The following is a 22,053-nucleotide window of genomic DNA, read 5'->3' as shown; positions in this document are numbered from 1 at the left end:
ATCAGGACCTTCCGCTGGAGACCAAGGGGGCGCCGAAGACACCTGGTGAAACGTGAATGCCCATGTCCTCAAAGCGGTCGATGAAGCGCGGACGGATACCCGTTGGAATGGGAGACCCGAGGAAACGGCCGTGCTGGTCCACTCCCGCCGAGTAATCAAACACGAAGGCGTCCTGGAGGGTAACAATGTCGCCTTCCATGCCCTGCACTTCGGTGACGTGCGTGATGCGGCGTGTGCCGTCTCTCAACCGGGAAATCTGAATGATCAGGTTCACGGCAGAGGCGATTTGCTCGCGGATGGCCCGCAGCGGCAGGTCCATGCCAGCCATAAGCACGAGGGTTTCCAAGCGTGCCACGGCGTCGCGGGGCGAGTTGGAGTGGACGGTGGAAAGGGACCCGTCGTGGCCGGTGTTCATCGCCTGGAGCATGTCCAAGGACTCGCCGCCACGGACTTCACCTACCACGATGCGGTCAGGCCGCATACGCAGGGAGTTTCGGAGCAGTTCTCGGATGGTGACTTCGCCTTTGCCTTCCGTGTTCGGCGGCCGGCTTTCGAGCCGGACCACGTGCTCCTGCTGCATCTGGAGTTCTACGGCGTCTTCGATGGTCACAATGCGTTCGTTGGCCGGAAGGAACGATGAGAGAACGTTGAGCAGGGTAGTCTTGCCGGTGCCGGTACCGCCGGAGACGATGATGTTCAGCTTGGCTTTAACGCAGGCGTTGAGTAGTTCAGCCATTTCCGGAGTGAGCGTACCGAAGTCGATGAGGTTCTGGACTGTTAGGGGAACTTTGCTGAACTTACGAATGGTCAGCGAAGACCCGCCGACAGCCAGCGGAGGAATGACGGCGTTCACGCGGGATCCGTCCTCCAGACGCGCGTCAACCAGGGGAGAGGACTCATCAATGCGCCGTCCCACTTTGGAAACAATGCGCTCAATGACTTTGCGCAGGTGTTCTTCAGAACTGAACCTGGATTCTGTCAGGGCCAGCTTTCCCTTGCGCTCTACGTAAATCTGGTCCATCCGGTTCACCATGATTTCGGTGACCGCTGGATCATCCAAAAGGCGCTGCAGTGGACCGTAGCCGAGCACGTCATCGGCTACGTCCGCAACTAGCCGGGAACGTTCTTCCGCCGTCAACGGAACCTGCTCCTCATCGATGATGCGGCTAAGTTCTTCCCGGGCAGTGCTGCGAAGATCCTTTTCGGTAATGGTGGAGTCGTTGAAACGTGCTCCCATGCGTTCGAAGAGGGCGGTGGCCGCTCGCTGCTTGAGGGCCGCAAAAACATCCACCGGCTGTTGGGCCTTCGGCTTGGGAAGGTTGTGCTGAGCAGGCGACTGCTGCGGCCGCTTGCCGACCGATTCCGGATGCCCCCGTCCCGGTGGGTTCTCTCCCCTGCTGCCTGCAAAAGGACTGGTTGCCATTTGGACGTTCAAATATGCTGCGGCCTGCACGGTTGCGGGCGCTACGGCTGCTGAAGCGGGGACTGAAGCGGGAGCAGTAGCCGCGGCCGCGGCTGCAGCCTGGTCAGCGCCAGGCTGGGACCTTGACTGTGCCGCTTGAAGTCGTTCGGACAGCTTCATCTAAACCACCACCCGGCGGTGGATTTGCCGCTGGCTCTTTGCCGAGGAGCTGAAGCGTTCCACCAGCTGCATAAGCCCCTTTACTGCGGGATCCCTTTTAGCTTCCTGGAGAACGGGAACCCCCCGGTTGGTGGAGAAGGCGACGGCACGGGATCGGGGTACGCTGACGTCAACCGGAGCCCCGATGGACGATTCGATGTCTTGGACAGAAAGCCCGCACTTCGCGTCCGCCATGTTCAGGACCACATGCCTTCCCTCAGGAAGTATTTCAAGTTGCCGAAGGATGTCCAAGCCCGACCGCAGGCCGCGGACGCTGGGAATGTCCATGGCACTGACCCAAACTACGTCTGTGCAGGCTTCCATTGCTGCCAACCCGATTTCCGGCAGGCCAGGGGCAGTATCGACAACAACGTACTGGAATTCTTCCGCCAACTGCTCCAGCAGCCGGGTGACGTGTTGGGGAGAGATGTGGTCGGCTTCGACCGGGTTATCAGGGGCACAAAGCGCATAGATGCTCGAAGGGTGCACGGTAAGGAACGCCTTGAGCACCAGCGTGTCCTGGCTCGCGGCGGGGGAGACTGCATCCGTGACTGTGTGTTCGGGATTGAGGTACAGCCCGGAGGCGACGTCACCGAACTGCAGATCCAGGTCCACGAGTACTACGCTCATCGGCGAAACCTTTCCGAGACCTACTGCGAGGTTGGTAGCGATGGTCGTCTTACCGACGCCGCCCTTAGGCGAGAAAACACCGATAACACGCCCCTTGTCGTTTTGGGCTTGCTGCGGCTGGCCCGCCCGATGACGGCTGGCGAAGGACTGGCAGGCGCGCTCCAGCAGCACCCGCAGTTGGGCTGGGTCGGCAGACGGGCTGAGGATGTCGCGGACTCCCGCACGCATGGCCTGCAGGACGAGTTCCGGCTCAGGTTCGCTGACCAGGAGGACGGTGAGGTCAGGCACCTGGACGTCGAGCACGGTGGCCAGGCGGAGAGCCTCGTCTACGGGGACGTCCGGTCCCAAGATTAGGACCTCCGGCTGTTCCTGGTTGAGCTGTGCGAACAAATCGTAAGGACCCGCCGGCAGGACGTTCGTAAAAAACGTCTGGACGCCGCCCTGAAGGCCGCCTGCAATAGCCTGCCGTAAGCGGGCGTCAAAGTCCGTGTTAGGTGTGATGAGGACGAAGCGGCTCATTTGTAGACCTCGGCACGCTCGATGATGCGGGGGCCGCTGTCGGCCGCGTCGGTGGGCTCCTTGCTCAGCCACATTTTGGCGTATTCGGCGGCGAAGACAATTTTTGCTGCGTCAACGTCATTGACTGCAACGGTCAGCATGAGGGAACCCGTTGGAAGGGTGGTGTCTTTCGGGTCGGCGGCGTTCGGGTCGGCGCTCGCGGTTGGCGTGGGGGCAGCCTTCGGCGCCGCCTCAGGCGCCCGCTGAACGGCGGTGACGAGAACTTTGCGGACAGTCAGCTTGGTGGTTTCCTTGTCAGCCTTGGCCTCAAGGCCACCTGTGTCCATCGACACGAAAACGCCGACATGGTCGCCAGGCGTGAGCCGGCCCCCAACCACGCGGTCCGGTTCCAGCTGGAAAGATACCTCTTGAAGGCCGGCCGGAACTTCGACGGAGCCAGACGACTTGAGCGCAGCGGGAGCGACCAGACGCTCGGCTACAAGTTGTTCCCCGGGAACGAGGTCGACAGCGGATACCTTGCCCGTGGAACCATCAAGTGTTGCGAGAGCGGAATCGGTGACTGCTGAAGCCGGCAACTGTTCTGTCGTCAGCGAAGCTGCCATCGATTCAACAGGAGTGCCTGCGGGGATAGCCGTCTTTACCACGAGAACAGCCACGGGTTCGAGATTTCTAACAGCCCGCTGGTCGGCGCCTTGGGCATAGGAAACAATCAAGAACGCGCCGACGATAGCGAGGACTGCCGCGGCCGCTCCTGCCAACAATCGAGACTTCACGAACTGCTCCTAGGGTTGTGCTACAAAAATTGCAATAAACTACTTTGTGAGTTCGACTACAGTGGCGCCGGTTGCGCTGACGGGGCCCAGCTTGTAGCCGTCAGCAAGGGAAACATATTCAACGAAGCTGCCGATAATGCCTCGGCAACTGCCTGTGCAGCTGGGCCCGCTTCCAGAAGCCGGCTGATTGCGGAAGACGAGAGGCAACTTATCGGCACCGCCGAACTTCCAGCCCAGTACCTTGAAGGAAGCGAAAGCAGTCAAATGATAAGTAGCTGTGGAACCGGTGCCAGTAGCTTTATCAAATACAGGTAAAAGCACCACAACGTCCTTATTCGCGACGATCGATTGTGCCCATGTGTCGAGTGTTGGTCCGCAATTTTCGGGCGCATCGTTACCTGTCTCGCTCCGGCTCGTGCTCACGCTGAGATCGATGCTGCTGCCGCATTCGCCAACTACCTGCTGTGTCCAGTTGAATCCACCAGGAACAGGTTGGCCTGCATATATGCAGTCGGGCGTGCCCTTATCGCCATTAGCGCTAGGGTCATGGCCCTCCAGCAGCTGCGGATTCTTATCTGCGGCTGTGGACACCTGACAAATCGAGAACGCTAGCGGAAATGGAGTAGGTCCTTCAATTGGGCTACCCCAACGCGCGCTGGAAAATGCTGATACCTCGGAGCTGGGAATCCCAAAGATTCCGGCGAAGAACGTGGACACGCTGTTTGTGGTGGTGCCAGCTTCTTTTGCCCCTGCTGTCACTTGGACGGTACGGCCTGGCTTGTCGAGGGCAATGGCCTTTATATTGCTGAGGCTGTCTAGGGCGTTCTTGTTGGCCAGTTCTGGCGCCATGGATGACGTCGCCGAGCAGTTTGTGTCTGCTTCGTTTTTGGCGCATTTCTGGGCCACCATCAAAGCGGCTGCATCTGCTCCGTTCTGGAGCTGCGCACGTTCAGAGTGCAGCTTTGCAACGTCAATAGAGATGGCGGCGAAGCCGAGCAGAACCACCATGAGTACGGCGACGATGACGGCGATTCCGCCGCGTTCCCCGTCAGTATGTGTTGTCAACCGCCGCACAACATGGTCCCTTTGCCCGTCATAGCAAACGGTCCGGCTATCCCCGTTATTGTGCTAAGGCTGTAACTGATAGTCACCGTCGTTTGCGCATTCGTGGGACAGCCCGAGGTTCCCGCTGTAAGACTGAAGGTGATGTTGCCGTTTTGAAGGGCCGGGATGAGGTGTAGAGCTGCATTCTTTGCAGCGGTGCGGGCAGCGTCTTCGTTTTTGGTGATTGCCATGCTGCGGGCAGCTTCACGGGCAGCATTTGTCAGTGAGATCTGGACGTTGTAAGCGCGGCCAAACTCCATGATGCCGAAGACCAACATGATTAGGATTGGTACCAGAAGCGCAAATTCCACGGCGGCTGCACCGCGCTCGGAAAATTTGTTCACGTGAGCACCTTTCCGAATAAGTTGACTATCAAACGAAGTGGTGGCGGCCAGTTAGCCGCCACCACTTCAAGGTCAGCGTTCGAGCTAGACTGGATTTCAGCCCGGTCGACTGTCCGCCTAGTTAACGCAGGTAGCCGTGCCCGGGGTCGAGGTAGCCGCTGTGAAGACGCCGCCGTTGACGGAGCACTGGACCTGGGTAAAGACATCTTTCATACCATTGCCAAGGAAGGTGACTGCCGCGATGATGATGACCGCGATCAAGGCGACCATGATGCCGTATTCTACGGCGGTGGCGCCTTTTTCTTCGCGGCGGAGGCGGGCAGCGGTGTTAGAGAAAAACGTAAGCATTGGAAACTCCTGAGCGAGTGAGTGAAAGCTGGCCCATCACCAGCTCTGTAAATAGGATGCAGGGCGATTTACGCTCGCGGTAGGGAGTTGACCACTTCCTGCGTGAAGCTTTCGTAAGCTGTGGAATTCCTGCGCTTGCCTTGCGCAAATCTTGTTACTCATAAATCCCAAGGTTCCGAATGCATGAGGACTTTTACCGAATGGAGCAAGATGCCGCCGTCAGCGACCACTAGGATGCTACGAAGATGGTGCCCAAGAGGGCAGCCAGCATCGAGGGACCAAAAGCGACCTCGGCATTCTTTCGGGCTCCCTTTGCTGCCACCAGAATGAGGGAGGCAAGGCCGCCAAGCACGAACCCAAGCGCACCACCGTAAAACAACTCACCCCAGCCCAGATAGCCAAGGTAAAGGCCAGTGGGCGCCGCGAGCTTGACATCACCCATTCCGATTCCGCTCGGCGAAATGACAGCCAAGACCAGATAGACAAGGAAGAGGAGGACGGCTCCGGCGGCCCCCCGCAGTAGATCGGACCAGGCCGCAGCGGCCGAACTTCCGACCACAAACAGCGCCAGGCCCGCGATGAGCAGGGCCAGTACGAGTGGATTGGGCAACAGGTGGTCGGCGAGGTCGACGCGTGCCAGCTGCACAGCAAGCACCGCAAGGGCTAAGAAAGCCGGGAGGGACCAGTCCATCCCGATCCGCAAAGCCAAGGCGGCGCAGAGCGCGCCGGTGACAACCGCCGTCGTAATTCTGGTCCTGGTTGAGGGAAGCCCGCCCAGGCGAGGAAGCCGCCAGGCGATCAGCAATTCGGTGATGGGGGAGAGGACATACCCAACCAGGCCCGCGCCAAGGACGAAGAACCAGCCGGCAAAGCCATCGCTGCCCCAAAAAGCCACTGCAACCCCCCCACTCGCGTCAGGCCGGCTGGAACTGAGGCATCGTCCGGCTACCCCATTTTGACCCTGAACCCCTTAACGCGCTAATCTTGGTAGTCGTTGTGCGTGTCCTATTCCGATGGTGCGTGCCCGCTGAGAATCCGGTTGCAGGATGACTCCTCAACGTGCACATTCGGAACCACAGGATGACTGGTTACATAGAGCCCTCACCTCTGTTCCGGTAGCGCGCAGATAGTAGGTGCCCACCCCTGAGTGGCTCCTAAACAAGAACGCCAGAATAAGAACGAGGCAAACACCGTGCGTACGTACACCCCGAAGCCCGGCGATATCAACCGCCAGTGGCACGTCATTGACGCCACAGACGTTGTCCTTGGTCGTCTCGCGAGCCAGACCGCAATCCTGCTGCGCGGCAAGCACAAGGCCACCTTTGCATCCCACATGGACATGGGCGACTTCGTCATCATCATCAACGCTGAAAAGGTTGCCCTCACCGGCGCCAAGCTGGAGCAGAAGCGCGCTTACCGCCACTCCGGCTACCCGGGCGGCCTGACCTCCGTCAACTACGCGGAACTGCTGGAATCCAACCCGGTCCGCGCCGTTGAGAAGGCCATCAAGGGCATGCTCCCCAAGAACTCCCTCGCTGCCCAGCAGCTGGGCAAGCTGAAGGTGTACCGCGGTGCTGAGCACCCCCACGCCGCCCAGCAGCCCAAGACTTTCGAAATCACCCAGGTCGCCCAGTAGTCCTGGCCACCAAACAACTTATCTATACAAGGAGAATCGTGGCTCAGAACGAAGAGACCACCGAAGCCGTTGAGGCTGAGGAAACCCTGACCAGCTACACCTCTGAAAGCTCAGCTGCTGACGCCGCTGCGCCGAAGAAGGAGCGCCCGGCCCTGACCGTTGCCGGCGCAGCTGTTGGCCGTCGCAAGGAGGCTGTTGCACGCGTCCGCGTTGTTCCCGGCTCTGGCAAGTGGACCATCAACGGTCGCGCGTTGGACAACTACTTCCCGAACAAGCTGCACCAGCAGGACGTCAACGAGCCCTTCAAGATCCTTGATCTCGAAGGTGCCTACGACGTCATCGCCCGCATCCACGGCGGCGGCATCTCCGGCCAGGCCGGCGCGCTGCGCCTCGGCATCGCCCGTTCACTGAACGAGATCGACGTCGAGAACAACCGCGCCACGCTGAAGAAGGCCGGCTACCTGTCTCGCGACGCCCGCGTCATCGAGCGTAAGAAGGCCGGTCTCAAGAAGGCCCGTAAGGCTCAGCAGTACTCCAAGCGCTAAATCCGCTTGCACGGAAGCCCGTCCCGCCATTTGGCGGGGCGGGCTTCTGCCGTTAACTCGGTTTGAGCTGGCTCAATGAAGTTATCGACCTCTAGCGGCAGGCGTTCTAGTCACGAATTTTCATCGTCAGATGGCGGATGACCCATTCCTCTAGCTGCTCACTGTCCCAGCTGGATGTCGCAACGAGGAGAACTTCGCGGTCTTCGCGGATTACACGGATGATGCCGTTTTCCTTCGCCAGGTTCCTGGCCATACGGTCCACCACTCTGGAGTGCTTATGGGCGATGTCCTCCCTTAAAGCCACTTCGAGCTCGCGGCCCCGAAGCGGGTCGTCGCCGAGGTCCTCGACTTCAACCAGCGGTTCGTCTTCGCCGGCGGCACGGTCGGCCCGGGTTAGATAGTCGATGTACGCCTGGACCTGGAGCGCCAGCATATGGTCCTCTAACCGGATACGTCCGCCGATGGGTTGGGCGGAACGTTGCACCAGCTCACCTAGCGCCCACCCGTCGTCACCCACGGTGAGCACGGGGTGGTTCTCCCACACCCAAGACTTGATGGGCTTGTGCCCAACGCGCCACTGAGCATTCGGGGCGCCGCGTTCAACAACACGGCAGACGTAGGAAATGAGGCCGTCGACGATTACGACCGCCTCCCTGGACAGGGTTGGTTTTGTTACCCACGCAGTAGCGAAACCATGACGGCGGTTGGTCCGTCACCACTTCAATCTCTGCCGTCTCGGACTCAGTCACCATCTCCTTCACCCAAGCGCACAATGGACGAAGACTCTTCACTGTGTAATCCAGAGTGGCAAGGGGATCCTGGCCGTCAGCCCGAATCGCCTCGTGAAGCTGCTCCAAGGCTGGGCCACGTTCATCAAGAAATTCCTGCAGGGCCGCTGCGGCATCGGGTCACTCAGGCTCCAATAATTAGTCACTGACTTTGTCCTTAAGGTATCCGGTGACCCATCCGTGTAATTGGCCCGTGTCCCAGCTTGATGTAGCAACGAGGAGCACTTCACGGTCTTCGCGAAAGGCGCGCGTGATGCCGTTCTGTTTTGCCAGGTCCTTGACCATACGGTCCACTACACGGGAGTACTCGTGGGCAATGTCCTCCCGCAAAGACACCTCAAGCTCTCGCCCGCGAAGTGCGTCTTCGCCCAGGTCCTCAACCTCGATAAGCGGCTCATCCTCAGCGACTGTCTCCTCGTAAGTACCATTTAACCGCTGGACTACCGCCGCAGCTGTGCGAGTGAGCTTGTCGTCATCTGATGGGCGCTCCCCGCTGGCTTGTCCTCGGGCAATGCCTGGAACAAGGGCAGCGAGTGGTACTTCCACGTTATCGAGTGCCAGCACCGGGTGGTTCTGCCACATGTACGACTTGATGCGGTTGTATCCAACCCGCCACCGGGCTTTGGGGCGCCTTGCTCCACCACCCGGCACAGGTAGGAAATGACCCCGTCGATGATTTCAATTGACTTGGGCGACAGGATCGGTTCTGTGCCGATACCGTACCGAAGCCATGTGGGGCTGGTGGAGGCCTCTGGTTCGGGAGATTCCACCGTCAGTTCCGTGAGCACGGATTTCACCCAGCGCCAGAGGGGGGTAAGGCTTTCTACTGTCTCGTCGAGGTGGACAGTACCGTCGGCATATTCGGTTAGATATCGGGTCAGATGCTCCAGCGCGTGCGGCCGCTCATCGAGAAACTCCTGCAGCGCCGCGGCAGCTTCCTGCTTCCTCATCTTCTCGTAAGACTTCACGGCCTATGCCTAACATAAGCTGGTGCCGTGATCATCCAGTGGTCCAGAATACGGGCGGTTCGAACGCCTAAGTAAGGACGCCTGGCCAGCCATTTCAAGCCCAACCATCCCCATCCTCTAGACTTGACCGGTGTCTAGATTATTTGGAACTGATGGTGTCCGTGGACTGGCGAACGGTCTGTTGACTGCGGAGCTCGCTATGCAGCTGGCCCAGGCGGCCGCCGTCGTACTCGGCCATGACCGCAAATCCAACGGGTCCCGGCCGCGCGCCGTTGTAGCCCGCGACCCGCGGGCAAGCGGTGAATTCATTGCCGCCGCGGTGGAGGCTGGGCTCTCCAGCTCCGGGGTTGACGTTTACGACGCCGGCGTCCTCCCCACTCCCGCGGCGGCCTATCTCGTGGCGGACCTGGACGCTGACTTCGGCGTCATGATCTCGGCCTCCCACAACCCTGCGCCCGACAACGGCATCAAGTTCTTCGCCCGCGGCGGCCAGAAGCTCCCCGACGAGGTGGAGGACGCCATCGAGGCGCAGATGACCAAGGAAGCAGTACGCCCGGTCGGCGCGGATGTCGGACGCATTCAGCGCTTCTCGGACGCCGAGGACCGCTACATCGTCCACCTCCTCCAGACCCTGCCCCACCGGCTGGAGGGCCTCACCGTTGTCTTGGACTGCGCCCACGGGGCCGCCAGCGGCTGCTCACCCCAGGTATTCAAGGACGCCGGCGCCAACGTTATTGTTATCGGCGCCGACCCGGACGGCCACAACATCAATGACGGCGTCGGTTCGACTCACCTGGATCCCCTCAAGGAGGCCGTCGTCAAGTACGGCGCCAACCTGGGAATTGCCCACGACGGTGATGCAGACCGCTGCCTCGCCGTGGACCACGAGGGCAACGAAGTGGATGGCGATCAGATCATGGCAATCCTTGCCGTTGCGCTGAAGGCATCAGGCAAGCTCAAGGACGACGTTCTGGTGGCCACCGTCATGAGCAACCTTGGCCTGAAGATCGCCCTCCGCAAAGCGGGCATCAGCATCCGCGAAACCTCGGTGGGCGACCGCTACGTCCTGGAGGAAATGCGCGACGGCGGTTACAACCTGGGTGGCGAACAGTCGGGCCACGTAATTTTCGCCGACCACGCCACCACGGGCGACGGCGTGCTCACCGGACTGCAGCTTGCAGCCCAAATTGCCCTGACCGGAAAGCCGCTCAAAGAACTCGCCACGGTGATGACCAAGCTTCCTCAGGTACTCATCAACGTCAAGGGCGTGGACCGCAACCGCGTCGGCAATAACGAGGTGCTGGCCCAGGCCGTGGCGGCAGCTGAAGCCGCACTCGGGGACACCGGCCGCGTCCTGCTCCGTCCCTCCGGCACTGAGCCCGTGGTGCGCGTGATGGTAGAAGCTGCCGACGAAGAGACCGCCCAGTTCACCGCCGAACACCTTGCGCAGGTGGTCAGGGCAGAACTCGCTTTGGAACTCATCTCCGAATAGGTCCCTCAACACCGAAGTGGCCCGCCTCCAACAGGAGGCGGGCCACTGGCGTTTTCTCAAAATGTCAGGGCGTGCGGCTTTTCAGCGCGTCACGGATCTCTGTGAGCAGCGCGATCTGCGGATCCTCGGCGGACTCCTTCTTCACGTCCTGGCCGATTCCGAGCCGGCGGTTGCGGCGCTCAATCATCAGGTTCATCGGCATCACAACAACGAAATAGATGGCCGCGGAGATCAGCAGGAAATTCACGATTGCAGTCAGCAGCACGCCGAACTCGATGAAATTGCCGTTGAAGTTCACCCTTGCGAAGCTGTCGAAGTTCGGCGAACCCGTCAGCCCGGCAATGAAAGGCATAAGCACCTTGTTCACAAGTGACGTCACCACAGCACCAAAGGCGGTACCAATAACGACGGCCACGGCAAGGTCAACGACATTGCCCTTCATGATGAAATTCTTGAATCCAGTCAGCATGACAACCACGCTAACGTAAAGGCGACAAGTGCCCATGACACGCGTGCGCTATGACCTACCGCAGGAACAAGACCAGGACCAACGGCCCCGCAAGACAGATAAGTGCCGCGGCTGCCAGACCCCGATAAACCTGCCCGCGACGAATACCTAGCTGCTCGGCCGCATGCTGCGCCGGCTGCCACGACCAGTCACTGAAAGACAAGCCAACCCCCGCTAGGCTAAGCGACCGCAATCCTTGAATTATCCCCACGGCGCCCTCAATCGGCTTTTTTTCAAGATACCTTCGCGTTGTCCAGGCCACCTTTGCCCGTTCGAGCGGGAACGCAAGTCTTACCTCATCGCCTTGATGGTCAACCCGCAGCACGACCCCTTGGCTGGTGTCACTGTTCTTCATTCCCGCCTTAGGTGCACCTTCTGGATCTATGGCACGAATCGAATCCCAAGGGAAGGCAGCGGCAATATCCGGCACCCGGCCGCCAGAAACCAGGAGAGCCCCCTCCTTGGTGAAACACATAGAGAAATACCTGGGCACACCACCGGAGCGTCCGGCTTCAAACAGGCCCGGACGAAGTTTACGAAGAGCGGCAAGAAACTCCGGCGTACGTTTGCCCTGCAACACCGTCATTCTGCTCATCGCGCGCGCCAGCGCGAAGAACCCGCTGGTACGCATGTCGATCAAGGACACCGCCCCCATGGCGAGAAGGGTACCGCCGAGGAGTTCTACCAAGAGGAATGTGAATGCGCCTGTCGAGGCATCAAGGGAAGATTTCGCCAGCAGCTGCTGAACCATAGGCCAAGAGAGCCACAGGGCGAAGGCCGGGACACCGAACGAGCCCATAAGCCAGCACAAACTCTTCAACTGCCGCGCCCGTAGCTTGGACTGACGCCGCCAGATGTGTGCCTCAAAGGCGTCGCCCGCCGTCTTCACACCGGCTACGCCTTGAACATCGAAGCTCCGCTCTCCGCGGTCGCTTAGATCTGCAAGGCTGCTCCGGCGGTCGGCCCGCACCGAACTCTGCGGGAGGCCGATCCAACTGGCCAGGGCGGATGCCCCGGCATCCGTGTCAACCTTGGATAGTTCCGCCAGCAGCAGCTCCGGTTCCACGTCCGATGGAGAGATGCCGAATCTGTCCAAGCGGCCCTTGGTAATCAGCCCGGCAATGTCCCTCGGACTGGGCCCCCGCTGAAGGATCCACTTTGCAAACTCCGCAGTCATAAAATGGCAGTCGTCTTTGGCGTCTGCCCAGGCATCAATGCCCGAGTAACCCATGCTGGCCGTAACGTGGGCCGACGTTTTCTGGAGTTGAAGCTTTGCCAGCGAATGAGCAGTGTTCAGCAGCAGAACGACTCCACGCGCACCGTACTTGCCAGCGCCTTCCCGTGCCAGGCTGTCGTCCGGGCCGAAACCCAGGATGCCCTTCACCCGGGTGAGGCATTGGAAAAACATGGTTTCACCGTGTGCCAGCAGAATGTCACGGAACAGCAACACATCGATGAGCCTCGCGTCCACTGCCGCGGCTGAATGGGGAGCCAGTGGAAGACCGCTGGGAGGAGAACAATAACTTCTGATGAACTGCGCTACCCCGGGCCCGCCATTGAAACCCATCCCGAAGACAGCGGACGTTGCGATGCCGTCGGACCTGGCAAATTCCCTGTCCAGCGCCTGAAGCGTACGCGGGTTGAGCTCCCGCAAAAAGGCCAACGCCTTGTTCAGCGCGAGAACCCGCTTTTCGTCAAAGTCCTGACGCTGCGTCTGGTCTTTGCGCGCTAAATCGCTGATGCGCGCAATGATGCTGTCGGTGTCGCCCTGTGCATCAGTTTCTTCCATGTCCCCTACCTGACCAATGTAAAGCGAATTTCCAGCGAGCTAGGAGTTTCCATTTAGCAGGACCTAACCTCAACCCCACATTTCACCGGCTGCGGGATTCTTAGGGGCTCGGAAGCTTAGGTCCAAGGCCCAGTCTTCAGGAGCTGAGCTACCGAGCTGCCAAACGTACTCATTTTTGAGCTTTGCGCCGTCAGATTTGAACGGGCCGGTGTGGAGTGGGTAGAACGCAATCGTGGGCAGGCTGTTGTCCGGCGATGTGAGGATTGCGTTGTTGAAATCGCCATTCATTGATCTCAATTGCTCAAGGATGTACTTCCTGTACGCGGCCTGGTCCAGGGTGCGCTCGTGGGTCGCTTTTGCTGTTAGCTGCAGCGCAATGTGCAGTTGCCGGTTTCCTTGCTCGTCTTCGAAACTGACGAGGCGGTGGTTCTCGACAGCTGCGAGAAGGCTCCGGTCGCTGCTGAGGACGTCCCGCAGGGCATCAGGTGCTACCACCGCGCCGTTGAAGTCAACGGACAGGTCGCTCCTGCCGTAGTGGAAAAGCAGGGGCAAATCGAGGAACTGCTGACGAATGATGTGTTCGAGCCCGAATTCTTTGAGCACGGCGTTAAGGTCGCGGACGCGCAGCACGTGCCCACGGTCATGGATGTTGTAACGGATCCTCGGATTGACGTTCTCTTTCCGTACGATCGTGACGACGAGTTCTCCGTCCCCGTTCGTTTCCATGAGGTAGTCGTACGGGTTGAACTGGAAAATCATCGGGAGCATACCGTACTCTGCCTGCTTGGTGAGCCTTGCGGACAGCTCAGCGTTGGAAGCGATGGCCTGACGGAGCGCCACTGTGTAGTCAGTTTCTATAGCTATGTTGATTTCGAGGTCGGAGGCGCCGTAGGAGCCAAAGGCGCTGTGGGCGTACTTCGTGATGTGCCCGCGCATATTCTCGCTGATGCCTTCACCACCGAACGCCGCGACGACGTCGAAAGCTTCCCAATCGATCCGGTCATCCTCAAACAAAGCCTTCAGGAACGGCGGGTAACTCAGAATGATGTATGTGTAGTCCGTTCCAAATTCGAGCATCGTGGCGATTACCTTGTTGCGGTCCGGCCCGATGGATTTGATCATTGTGACATCCGTGAGCGAAGTGCTGACGTTCATCCCGGTCGCCCACGCTCCGAGCGAGAAGCAATTGAGGACGAACGGTTGCTTCTTGAGCGTTTCCGCAGTGCGCGAGAAGCCAACCTGGAGCAGCTGCCGGGTGGCAAGGCGTTCGTCGAGGCCACGCACCCAGCTGGTGGGAACGCCTGAGCTTCCGGAAGATTCGTCGACGACGACACCGTGGCGGGGAAGAACGCCGTCCACGCTGCGGGCGGGAATGGTCCAGCGTTTGATATAGCTGTCTTTGTCCATCTCCGGAAGCGCGGCGAAGGCATGCTTAAGGGTTTTGCCCCTGAGGGAGAGCTTTCCAGGTACCCCATGTTCGGAGAGAAACTCGCGATAGGCAGGTACGCGTTTGGCTGCCATTTCAAACGTCCGCCATGCCCTCCAGCGTCCGGCGGTCCACCGGAAGGGTTCGATGCCCGGCATCAGCAGTATCCGGTGCGTGGAAATTCTTGGGGTGAACAGTCCAACAAACCTGTCCATCAGAAACACGAATACGAATATGAACCTTTTATTCACGGAGTGGCTCCTGTAGTGACGTGTACCCGGGCGATGGACTAAGCAGGGTAGAGGTGGCGGGACGGCGGTGCGCGGCTGGAGGAGTGGCGCTGTAGCCGAACCGGAAGAGCATCCAGGCCATTCTGCCCTCGGTTTCGTGGATTCCTGCCGCCCGAACGAATTCAGAGTGAGAGTCCGGGTTGGTAATGACAGTGCCGAAGGGATGAAGGCACACGCCCTTTTCGGAAAAGAAAAGCCACACTTGCATGAACGTGCGCCCGGCTTCCAGATAATCGACTGGCTCGGCGAATTGGCCCTCCAACCATCCGAGTTGGCGTACCCCGCGCATCGTCCGTAAGTAGATGGCTCTAATTAAGCCCCCGATCAAGGGGAATGACCACAAGCCACGGTGCCTCATTGCGAAACGAAGCACCCGACCCGGCATGATCATAGTTTCTGCACTAAGACCGTCGGCCAGTGCGGCCGCTTCATCCTTCGAGAACCGCAACCAGTGCATGATCTCGGCGTAGACGGCATCATTGCGCAGGTCCGAGAATAGGGTCTTCTGATTAATTTGCACGAGTAAGGAAACAAGGCGGGCATCAGTTGTTGAGCGGAATTCGAAACCTTGCGCTGCCGCGATTGAAGTGGCTGAATCCAGTAGCTCATCGCCTACGATCCTGCTGTCGTAGGGCCGGCGGGAAGTCCGTCTGGACCGGAACGCGGCCAGCCGTCGTTGAGCCGTAGCCTGCAACTCGTCGTTCCCGGGGGCGGGTTCTAACCGCACTGTGCCAATAAGATGCAAGCGGTCTTCGGCAGCGAAATCCATTTCGGAAAGTTCAAGGGATTCTATTGTCCTGTAGCCCCGGGCTGCGGCGACAACCGACAATGACTCTAAAAATACGCCCGCGCAGACATGGCCGAAAGGGATACCGAACGATTCGGCAGGCAACCCAAGGTCAAGGTCGTAAAAAACAACTGCCGCCGTCTCGCTGATGGCCCTCAGCTTGATCGGCTGGGAGTTATGGGGCGAGGGATACCATCGAACGTCCTCAACGAGATCGAGCCAAAGGGCTTCAGCATCCATAACCATGTGGTCAATCTATGAGACGCAGATAACAATAACCGTCTAGGTGCGCCAATCCTTCGCAAGACTTGAGAAAACAACAGCGCGCTTACTGACCTGGCGGGACAGTGACTATTCCCTGTCACAGATACCCCGGCGCCGCCTCGACGCCGAAGTACTCCTCCAACGTGTTGATGCCGCGGTTCGCCATGTCGGTCGCGGCGTCCACGCCGATATACCTCAGGTGCCACGGCTCGTAGTAGTAGCCCGTGATCGGGTGGAACATCCACGGGTAGCGCACTACAAACCCGAACCGGTGTCCGTTCGCCTTCGCCCACACGGCCGCCGGCTGGTCCGCGAAGCACGGCTGGAAGCCGCACACGCCCCCGCCGTCGGTGATGTCGAACGCCCAGCCCGTCTGGTGCTCCGAGTATCCGGGCCGGGCACTTGCCGTGTCGGCGTCGGCTTGGCCGCGCGAGGCAACGTAGCCGTTGTAGGTGGTCATCTGGGTGCCGTAGGAGCGGTAGCCGCTGGCCAGCACCATCGCCACACCGTCCCCCGCGGCCGCCGCAAACATCGCTTCGGCCGCGGCCGCCGTCGTGCTATTGAGCAGCGAGGCCTCACCGGAAGCGGAAATAGCGACGGCGGGCGTCACAAGGTCAGCCGGCACATAGTCCGCCGGAACCAGCGGCCGGTGCTTGTTCACCACCAGCCAGGGGCTCGCGGGGTCGTTGAGGGAGAACTGCCGCGGCAGGGCCGAGGAGGGTGACGGCGTCGGGGACGGCTCCGGAGGTCGAGCAGCCGCCGTCGTGGCCTCCGCCGTCGGGGTTGCCGACGCTGTAACCGGACTGGGGGAGGGGAAAGCAGAAGGGGAACCCGACGACGGCGCCGCCGCCCCGGGTGCCTCAGGCGTACAGGCAGCCAACACAGTAAGTCCTGCCCCCGCTGCCAGGAAGCGGGCGAAGCTGCGCCGGCTGGTCGCCGCCCGCCCGGAGGCTTCGGAAGGAGCGCAGTCGTAGCACACCTGTGCTAAACCTTCCGGAGGAGCATGCGGCGGATCGAATGGTCGGCGTCCTTGGTGAGCACCAGCTGCGCACGTCCGCGTGTGGGGAGGACGTTCTCCTCCAGGTTCGGCTCATTGATGCGCTTCCAGATGTCCCGGGCAGTGCTCTCAGCCTCGTCATCGGACAGTGCTGCGTACCGGTGGAAGTAGGACTCCGGCTGCGCGAACGCTGTGCTGCGGAGCTTGCGGAACCTGTCCACGTACCACTCCTCGATGTAGGACGTCTTGGCATCCACATAGATGGAGAAGTCAAAGAAATCACTCAGCGCCAGGCCCTGCCGGCCGTCATGCCTAGGCCGCGCCGGGGCCAGGACGTTAAGCCCTTCCACGATCAGCACGTCGGGCCTGCGGACCACTACTTCCTTGCCGGGAACGATGTCGTACGTGACATGTGAGTACCAGGGCGCCCGTACTTCCTCGGCGCCGCTCTTGATTTCGCTCACAAACCGCAGCAGCGCGCGGCGGTCGTAGGACTCCGGGAAGCCCTTGCGCTCCAGCAGCTGCCGCCGCTTCAGCTCTGCCAGCGGGTACAGGAAACCGTCGGTGGTGATGAGTTCAACGTTGGGAGTGCCCGGCCAGCGGCGCAGCATTTCGCGGAGCACGCGGGCAATGGTGGACTTGCCGACGGCCACCGAGCCTGCCACACCGATCACAAACGGAGTGCGCTGGGTCTGCTCGCCCAGGAAGGTGGTGGTGGCCGCGTGAAGCTGGCCCGCGGCCTCAACATACAGGTGGAGGAGCCTGGAGAGCGGAAGGTAGACTTCCCGCACTTCCTTGATATCGAGCGGGTCGCCAAGGCCGCGGAGACGGACAATATCCTCCTGGTTAAGGGGCTGTTCCATCTCATCTGCGAGCCGGGACCAGGTTTGCCGGTCCAGCTCAACGAACGGGGAGACACCTTCGCCGTTCGCGTCATTGCGTTGCACAGTCACTTTAGAGATTCTGCCCCCAGCCCGGCTGAGAGCGAAATGCGGGCGCGCACTTACACGGGGAACCATGCAACAGAAGCCGCTCCCGGCGGCCCTTGGTTTAAAGCTAGGGCACCCCTGCCGATAGTCTTGAGCCTATGTGTGGAATCGTAGGATACGTGGGCCGTTCTGATAACGGCGGAAGTCACAGTGCGCTGGATGTTGTCCTTGAGGGACTGCGCCGCCTGGAGTACCGGGGCTATGACTCCGCAGGGGTCGCCGTGGTGTCCCAGGGTTTGATCGAGTCGCGGAAGAAGTCCGGGAAGCTGAGCAACCTGGTTGCCGAGCTGGAGGCCCGTCCGCTGCCGGAAACCGTCACAGGTATCGGCCACACCCGCTGGGCCACCCACGGCGGCCCGACCGACCGCAACGCGCACCCGCACCTGGCCGATGACGGCAAACTCGCCGTGATCCACAACGGCATCATTGAAAACTTCGCCGAGCTGAAGCTTGAGCTGCTGGACAAGGGCGTGACGTTCCTGTCCGAGACGGACACCGAGGTGGCCGCGGCGCTGCTGGGGGATATCTTCCGGAACAAGCTGGGCGGGGATACCTCCGACGGCGGCCTGACCCGCGCCATGGAGCTCGCCTGCCAGCGGCTCGAGGGCGCCTTCACCCTGCTCGCGGTCCACGCGGACCAGCCCGACGTCGTCGTCGCCGCACGCCGCAACTCACCCCTGGTGGTGGGCCTGGGTGAGGGCGAGAACTTCCTGGGCTCGGACGTGTCCGGCTTCATCGACTACACCCGCCGTGCCGTGGAGCTGGGCCAGGACCAGATCGTCACCATCACCGCGGACACGGTGGAAATCACCGACTTCTACGGCAACCCGGCCGAAGGCAAGGAATACCACGTTGACTGGGACCCCGCCTCGGCGGAAAAGGGCGGTTTCAGCTCATTCATGGAAAAGGAAATCCATGACCAGCCCGACGCCGTGGCGCAGACCCTGCTGGGCCGGTCGGACATCAACGGCAAGCTGACCCTGGACGAGCTCCGGATCGACCCGGAGCTGCTGAAGCAGGTCAACAAGATCATCGTCCTGGCCTGCGGCACCGCCGCCTACGCCGGCACCGTGGCGAAGTACGCGATCGAGAACTGGTGCCGGATCCCCACCGAGGTTGAGCTGGCGCACGAGTTCCGCTACCGCGACCCGATCCTGGACGCCAACACCCTGGTGGTGTCCATCAGCCAGTCCGGCGAAACCATGGACACCCTGATGGCCGTCCGGTACGCCCGGGAACAGGGCGCGAAGACCATCTCGATCTGCAACACCAACGGCTCCACCATCCCGCGCGAGTCCGACGCTGTGCTGTACACGCATGCCGGCCCGGAGATCGCGGTGGCCTCCACCAAGGCGTTCCTGGCCCAGATCACGGCGGCGTACCTGCTGGGGATGTACCTGGCGCAGCTGCGCGGGAACATCTTCTCAGGCCAGATCAAGGACGTCCTCGCCGACCTAAACAAGATCCCGGCCAAGATCCAGAAAATCCTGGACAGCGCAGGACCGCTGCGCGAGCTCGCCCGGAGCATGGCCAACGAAAGCTCGGTGCTGTTCCTGGGCCGGCACGTCGGCTACCCGGTGGCCCTCGAGGGTGCGCTGAAGCTGAAGGAAATCGCGTACATCCACGCCGAGGGCTTCGCCGCCGGTGAACTCAAGCACGGCCCGATCGCCCTGATCGATGACGGCCAGCCGGTGTTCGTGGTGGTCCCGTCCCCGCGCGGCCGCGATTCGCTGCACGCCAAGGTGGTCTCCAACATCCAGGAAGTCCGCGCCCGCGGCGCCCGCACCCTGGTCATTGCCGAGGAAGGCGACGAAGCTGTAAAGGCCTATGCCGAGTTTGTCTTCTACGTCCCCGAAACCCCCACCCTGCTGATGCCGCTGCTGACCACCGTCCCGCTGCAGATCTTCGCCGCGGAACTGGCCGCTGCCAAGGGCTACGACGTGGACCAGCCCCGCAACCTCGCCAAGAGCGTCACCGTCGAGTAACTGGTTCTGATCTACAGCTGAAGCCCCGGGCAGAGAGCCCGGGGCTTCAGCTTTTTTGGAACCTGTTCGCGCGACTTTTGCTGGCCTCAGCAGCAGGAGCCCCCGGAAATACAGGGCAGCCATTAAGCTGTCGGCCCAAAAACCACGCATTCCTGTCGAGCGCGCTGCGTGCCGGGAGCCCCGAAGTGTCACCGTAGAATAAGCCGCATGATTGTTGGCATTGGCGTAGACGTTGTAGACATCGAGCGGTTCGGCCGCCAGCTTGAACGCACCCCCGGCCTCCGGGACCGGCTGTTCGTCCCCGCTGAGCGGGAGCTGAACACCCGCTCGCTGGCTGCGCGGTTTGCTGCGAAGGAAGCCGTTGCCAAGGTCCTCGGCGCGCCGGCCGGCATGAACTGGCAGGACTGCTGGATCGGCCTGGACCACAACGGCCCCACGGTCCAGGTCAAGGGCACCGTGCTTGCCGTCGCCCAGTCCAAGGGCGTCAAGCGCTGGCACCTCTCCATCAGCCACGACGGCGGCATTGCCACGGCCACGGTCCTGGCCGAAGGCTGAACCGGCCAAGCGTCCCGCCCACCCATCTGACGACGTGATCAGCGCCTACACCGGAACCCAGGTCCGCCAGGCCGAGGAACCCCTCCTGGCTGCCGGCCTGGGCGACGTCCTGATGCAGCGCGCAGCCCACGGACTGGCAAACACCATCATCAGGGAGCTCCGGTCCCGCGGCCGCCGGATCTACGGCTCCAGCGTTGTGGTGCTCACCGGCAAAGGCAACAACGGCGGGGACGGGCTCTACGCCGCCGCTTTCCTCGCCGCCCGGGGCATCCGGACGACGGCGGTGCTCACCGCCGATTCGGCACATCCGCACGCGCTTGCTGCTTTTGAGCGCGCCGGCGGTCGCCTGCGCCATCTTACGGACGCGGCACTTGTTGATCTTGCCGCAGAAGCGGCGCGTGCCGACGTCGTCATCGATGCTGTGCTGGGGACCGGGGCAAAGGGCGGCCTGCGGGGGAGTGCGGCGGCCCTGGTCAAGGCCGTCGCCGATGCCCGGACCGGACACCTTGCCCCCGGTTTTGTGGTGGCGTGCGACCTGCCCAGCGGCGTTGATGCTGATACCGGAGTGGTGTCCGAACCGGTGCTGTCCGCGGATCTCACAGTGACCTTTGGAGCAGCCAAGGCCGGCCTGCTGGTGGATCCCGGCGCCGATCACGCCGGCAGGGTGGAAGTGGTGCCGATCGGCATCGAGGACAATTTTGAAGGCACCCCACTGCGCCGGCTTGTTGATGCAGACATCGCGGGCTTCCTTCCCAACCCTGCCCGGCGTGCCCACAAGTACTCACGGGGAGTCCTGGGAGTGGTGGCAGGATCCGCTGATTATCCCGGCGCGGCCGTCCTGGCATGCCGCGGCGCACTTGCTGCCGGAGTCGGCATGGTGCGCTATCTCGGGCCGCCCGAGGTCGGGGATCTGATCCGCCAATCCTGCCCCGAAGTGGTCTGCAGTACCGGCGCCGTGGCCGACAACCGGGTCCAGGCGTGGCTGGTGGGCTCCGGCATGGGACCCGTTGACCACGAACAGCTGCAGCGCGCACGTGACGCCGTCGAGTCCGGGTTGCCCGTGGTGGCCGACGCCGGTGCGTTGCCCGCTCTTCCCACTGCCCTTGCCCCGAACGTAGTACTCACCCCGCACGCCGGCGAGCTTGCCGCGCTCTTGCAGCGGCTGGGGGTCGAAGCGGACCGCGCGGCAGTGGAGGCCGGAACGCTCGGCGCCGCCTGTCAGGCGGCCAGGCTGACCGGTGCCACTGTCCTGCTCAAGGGCGCCAGCACCCTGGTGGCCGCCCCCTCCGGGGAGGTGTACAGCCAGGCGGACGGCACGCCTTGGCTTGCCACCGCCGGCAGCGGTGACGTGCTGGCCGGCGTCATCGGCGCGCTGCTCGCGCAGGCAGGTCCCGACGTCGGACGCTTCCGCCAGTGGGGCATCGAAGAGGAGGGGCGGTGGGCTGTGATGGCCGCGCTGGGAGCGGCGCTGCATGGCCGTGCCGGCAGGGCGGCGTCGGACGCGTGCCTGGGCGGGCCGATCGCTGCGGGCGGAATCGCCGACTCCCTACCTCATGTTTGGGGTAAAGTAAGCACGCTTAGTAACGCTGTGGTCCGGAAACGTAATAGTCACACCCAGCCGCTACGGTAGGCATTAGTTCGCACCGGCAGCAGGGGGCTCATGCCCTTCTGCTGCCGAATCACAAAGAGGAGCAT

At 61.6% G+C, this 22,053-nt stretch carries 21 protein-coding genes; 6 read left to right on the top strand and 15 right to left on the bottom strand.

Going from position 1 to position 22,053, the window contains the following annotated elements:
* Position 1: 1 nt before the first annotated feature.
* The 7 genes from M1D93_RS13685 to M1D93_RS13655 all read right to left on the bottom strand — a co-directional run bounded on the left by M1D93_RS13685 (position 2) and on the right by M1D93_RS13655 (position 6,234).
* Positions 2 to 1,423: a CpaF family protein gene (locus tag M1D93_RS13685; protein WP_461172053.1), complete on the bottom strand. Its 1,422-nt coding sequence runs from the start codon at positions 1,421 to 1,423 to the stop codon at positions 2 to 4.
* Positions 1,424 to 1,582: 159 nt separating this feature from the next.
* Positions 1,583 to 2,770 (bottom strand): AAA family ATPase, encoded by a 1,188-nt coding sequence (locus tag M1D93_RS13680; RefSeq protein ID WP_461172052.1) that lies wholly within the window; start codon positions 2,768 to 2,770, stop codon positions 1,583 to 1,585.
* Complete coding sequence (gene cpaB / locus M1D93_RS13675) at positions 2,767 to 3,543, bottom strand: Flp pilus assembly protein CpaB (protein ID WP_461172051.1); 777 nt, start codon at positions 3,541 to 3,543, stop codon at positions 2,767 to 2,769. The genes M1D93_RS13680 and cpaB overlap by 4 nt, the downstream gene beginning before the upstream one ends.
* Positions 3,544 to 3,582: 39 nt before the next feature.
* Positions 3,583 to 4,617, bottom strand: coding sequence for a pilus assembly protein TadG-related protein (locus M1D93_RS13670; RefSeq protein ID WP_461172050.1), 1,035 nt, complete (start codon positions 4,615 to 4,617; stop codon positions 3,583 to 3,585).
* Positions 4,605 to 4,991: a TadE family protein gene (locus M1D93_RS13665; protein WP_461172049.1), complete on the bottom strand. Its 387-nt coding sequence runs from the start codon at positions 4,989 to 4,991 to the stop codon at positions 4,605 to 4,607. The genes M1D93_RS13670 and M1D93_RS13665 overlap by 13 nt, the downstream gene beginning before the upstream one ends.
* A 117-nt stretch (positions 4,992 to 5,108) precedes the next feature.
* Positions 5,109 to 5,339, bottom strand: coding sequence for a Flp family type IVb pilin (locus M1D93_RS13660; protein WP_461172048.1), 231 nt, complete (start codon positions 5,337 to 5,339; stop codon positions 5,109 to 5,111).
* Between the two features lie 229 nt (positions 5,340 to 5,568).
* Positions 5,569 to 6,234 carry a prepilin peptidase gene (locus M1D93_RS13655; protein ID WP_461172047.1) on the bottom strand — a complete coding sequence of 222 codons (666 nt, stop codon included), beginning with the start codon at positions 6,232 to 6,234 and terminating at the stop codon, positions 5,569 to 5,571.
* A gap of 297 nt (positions 6,235 to 6,531) precedes the next feature.
* On the opposite strand from M1D93_RS13655, the gene rplM reads away from it, so the two are divergent.
* Both rplM and rpsI read left to right on the top strand, forming a co-directional pair.
* A complete protein-coding gene (gene rplM, locus M1D93_RS13650) occupies positions 6,532 to 6,975 on the top strand; it encodes a 50S ribosomal protein L13 (protein WP_015937805.1) in 444 nt (147 codons plus the stop codon).
* Positions 6,976 to 7,013: 38 nt separating this feature from the next.
* Positions 7,014 to 7,520: a 30S ribosomal protein S9 gene (rpsI, locus tag M1D93_RS13645; protein WP_050684362.1), complete on the top strand. Its 507-nt coding sequence runs from the start codon at positions 7,014 to 7,016 to the stop codon at positions 7,518 to 7,520.
* Between the two features lie 106 nt (positions 7,521 to 7,626).
* On the opposite strand, the gene M1D93_RS13640 is transcribed toward rpsI, so the two are convergent.
* Together M1D93_RS13640 and M1D93_RS13635 are read right to left on the bottom strand one after the other, a co-directional pair.
* Positions 7,627 to 8,064 carry a hypothetical protein gene (locus tag M1D93_RS13640; protein WP_461172046.1) on the bottom strand — a complete coding sequence of 146 codons (438 nt, stop codon included), beginning with the start codon at positions 8,062 to 8,064 and terminating at the stop codon, positions 7,627 to 7,629.
* 684 nt (positions 8,065 to 8,748) lie between these two features.
* Positions 8,749 to 9,276, bottom strand: coding sequence for a hypothetical protein (locus M1D93_RS13635; protein WP_461172045.1), 528 nt, complete (start codon positions 9,274 to 9,276; stop codon positions 8,749 to 8,751).
* Positions 9,277 to 9,406: 130 nt separating this feature from the next.
* Between M1D93_RS13635 and glmM the strand changes: the two genes are divergently transcribed.
* Entirely contained in the window at positions 9,407 to 10,768 is a 1,362-nt protein-coding gene (gene glmM / locus M1D93_RS13630; RefSeq protein ID WP_461172044.1) for a phosphoglucosamine mutase, read from the top strand.
* 64 nt (positions 10,769 to 10,832) lie between these two features.
* Here glmM and mscL read toward each other — a convergent pair whose 3' ends face one another.
* The 6 genes from mscL to coaA all read right to left on the bottom strand — a co-directional run bounded on the left by mscL (position 10,833) and on the right by coaA (position 17,782).
* Positions 10,833 to 11,237, bottom strand: a complete 405-nt coding sequence (gene mscL, locus M1D93_RS13625; protein WP_461175022.1) for a large conductance mechanosensitive channel protein MscL — start codon at positions 11,235 to 11,237, stop codon at positions 10,833 to 10,835.
* Between the two features lie 55 nt (positions 11,238 to 11,292).
* Positions 11,293 to 13,065: a hypothetical protein gene (locus M1D93_RS13620; protein ID WP_461172043.1), complete on the bottom strand. Its 1,773-nt coding sequence runs from the start codon at positions 13,063 to 13,065 to the stop codon at positions 11,293 to 11,295.
* A gap of 69 nt (positions 13,066 to 13,134) precedes the next feature.
* Positions 13,135 to 14,649: a phenylacetate--CoA ligase family protein gene (locus M1D93_RS13615; RefSeq protein WP_461172042.1), complete on the bottom strand. Its 1,515-nt coding sequence runs from the start codon at positions 14,647 to 14,649 to the stop codon at positions 13,135 to 13,137.
* 85 nt (positions 14,650 to 14,734) lie between these two features.
* Complete coding sequence (locus M1D93_RS13610) at positions 14,735 to 15,814, bottom strand: hypothetical protein (protein WP_461172041.1); 1,080 nt, start codon at positions 15,812 to 15,814, stop codon at positions 14,735 to 14,737.
* Positions 15,815 to 15,929: 115 nt separating this feature from the next.
* On the bottom strand, positions 15,930 to 16,811 hold the full coding sequence (locus M1D93_RS13605; RefSeq protein ID WP_461172040.1) for a M15 family metallopeptidase: 882 nt from the start codon (positions 16,809 to 16,811) through the stop codon (positions 15,930 to 15,932).
* Between the two features lie 5 nt (positions 16,812 to 16,816).
* On the bottom strand, positions 16,817 to 17,782 hold the full coding sequence (gene coaA, locus M1D93_RS13600) for a type I pantothenate kinase (RefSeq protein WP_461172039.1): 966 nt from the start codon (positions 17,780 to 17,782) through the stop codon (positions 16,817 to 16,819).
* Positions 17,783 to 17,916: 134 nt separating this feature from the next.
* Between coaA and glmS the strand changes: the two genes are divergently transcribed.
* The 3 genes from glmS (at position 17,917) to M1D93_RS13585 (ending at position 21,988) form a co-directional block, all read left to right on the top strand.
* A complete protein-coding gene (gene glmS / locus M1D93_RS13595; RefSeq protein WP_461172038.1) occupies positions 17,917 to 19,803 on the top strand; it encodes a glutamine--fructose-6-phosphate transaminase (isomerizing) in 1,887 nt (628 codons plus the stop codon).
* A 207-nt stretch (positions 19,804 to 20,010) separates the two neighbouring features.
* Entirely contained in the window at positions 20,011 to 20,358 is a 348-nt protein-coding gene (locus tag M1D93_RS13590) for a holo-ACP synthase (RefSeq protein ID WP_461172037.1), read from the top strand.
* A 34-nt stretch (positions 20,359 to 20,392) separates the two neighbouring features.
* Positions 20,393 to 21,988 (top strand): NAD(P)H-hydrate epimerase, encoded by a 1,596-nt coding sequence (locus M1D93_RS13585; RefSeq protein ID WP_461172036.1) that lies wholly within the window; start codon positions 20,393 to 20,395, stop codon positions 21,986 to 21,988.
* The last annotated feature ends 65 nt before the right edge of the window (positions 21,989 to 22,053 follow it).

Source organism: Arthrobacter sp. Z1-9 (assembly GCF_054792695.1).
The sequence above is the reverse complement of the archived record's forward strand: the minus strand, read 5'-3'. Positions and strand labels throughout refer to the sequence as shown.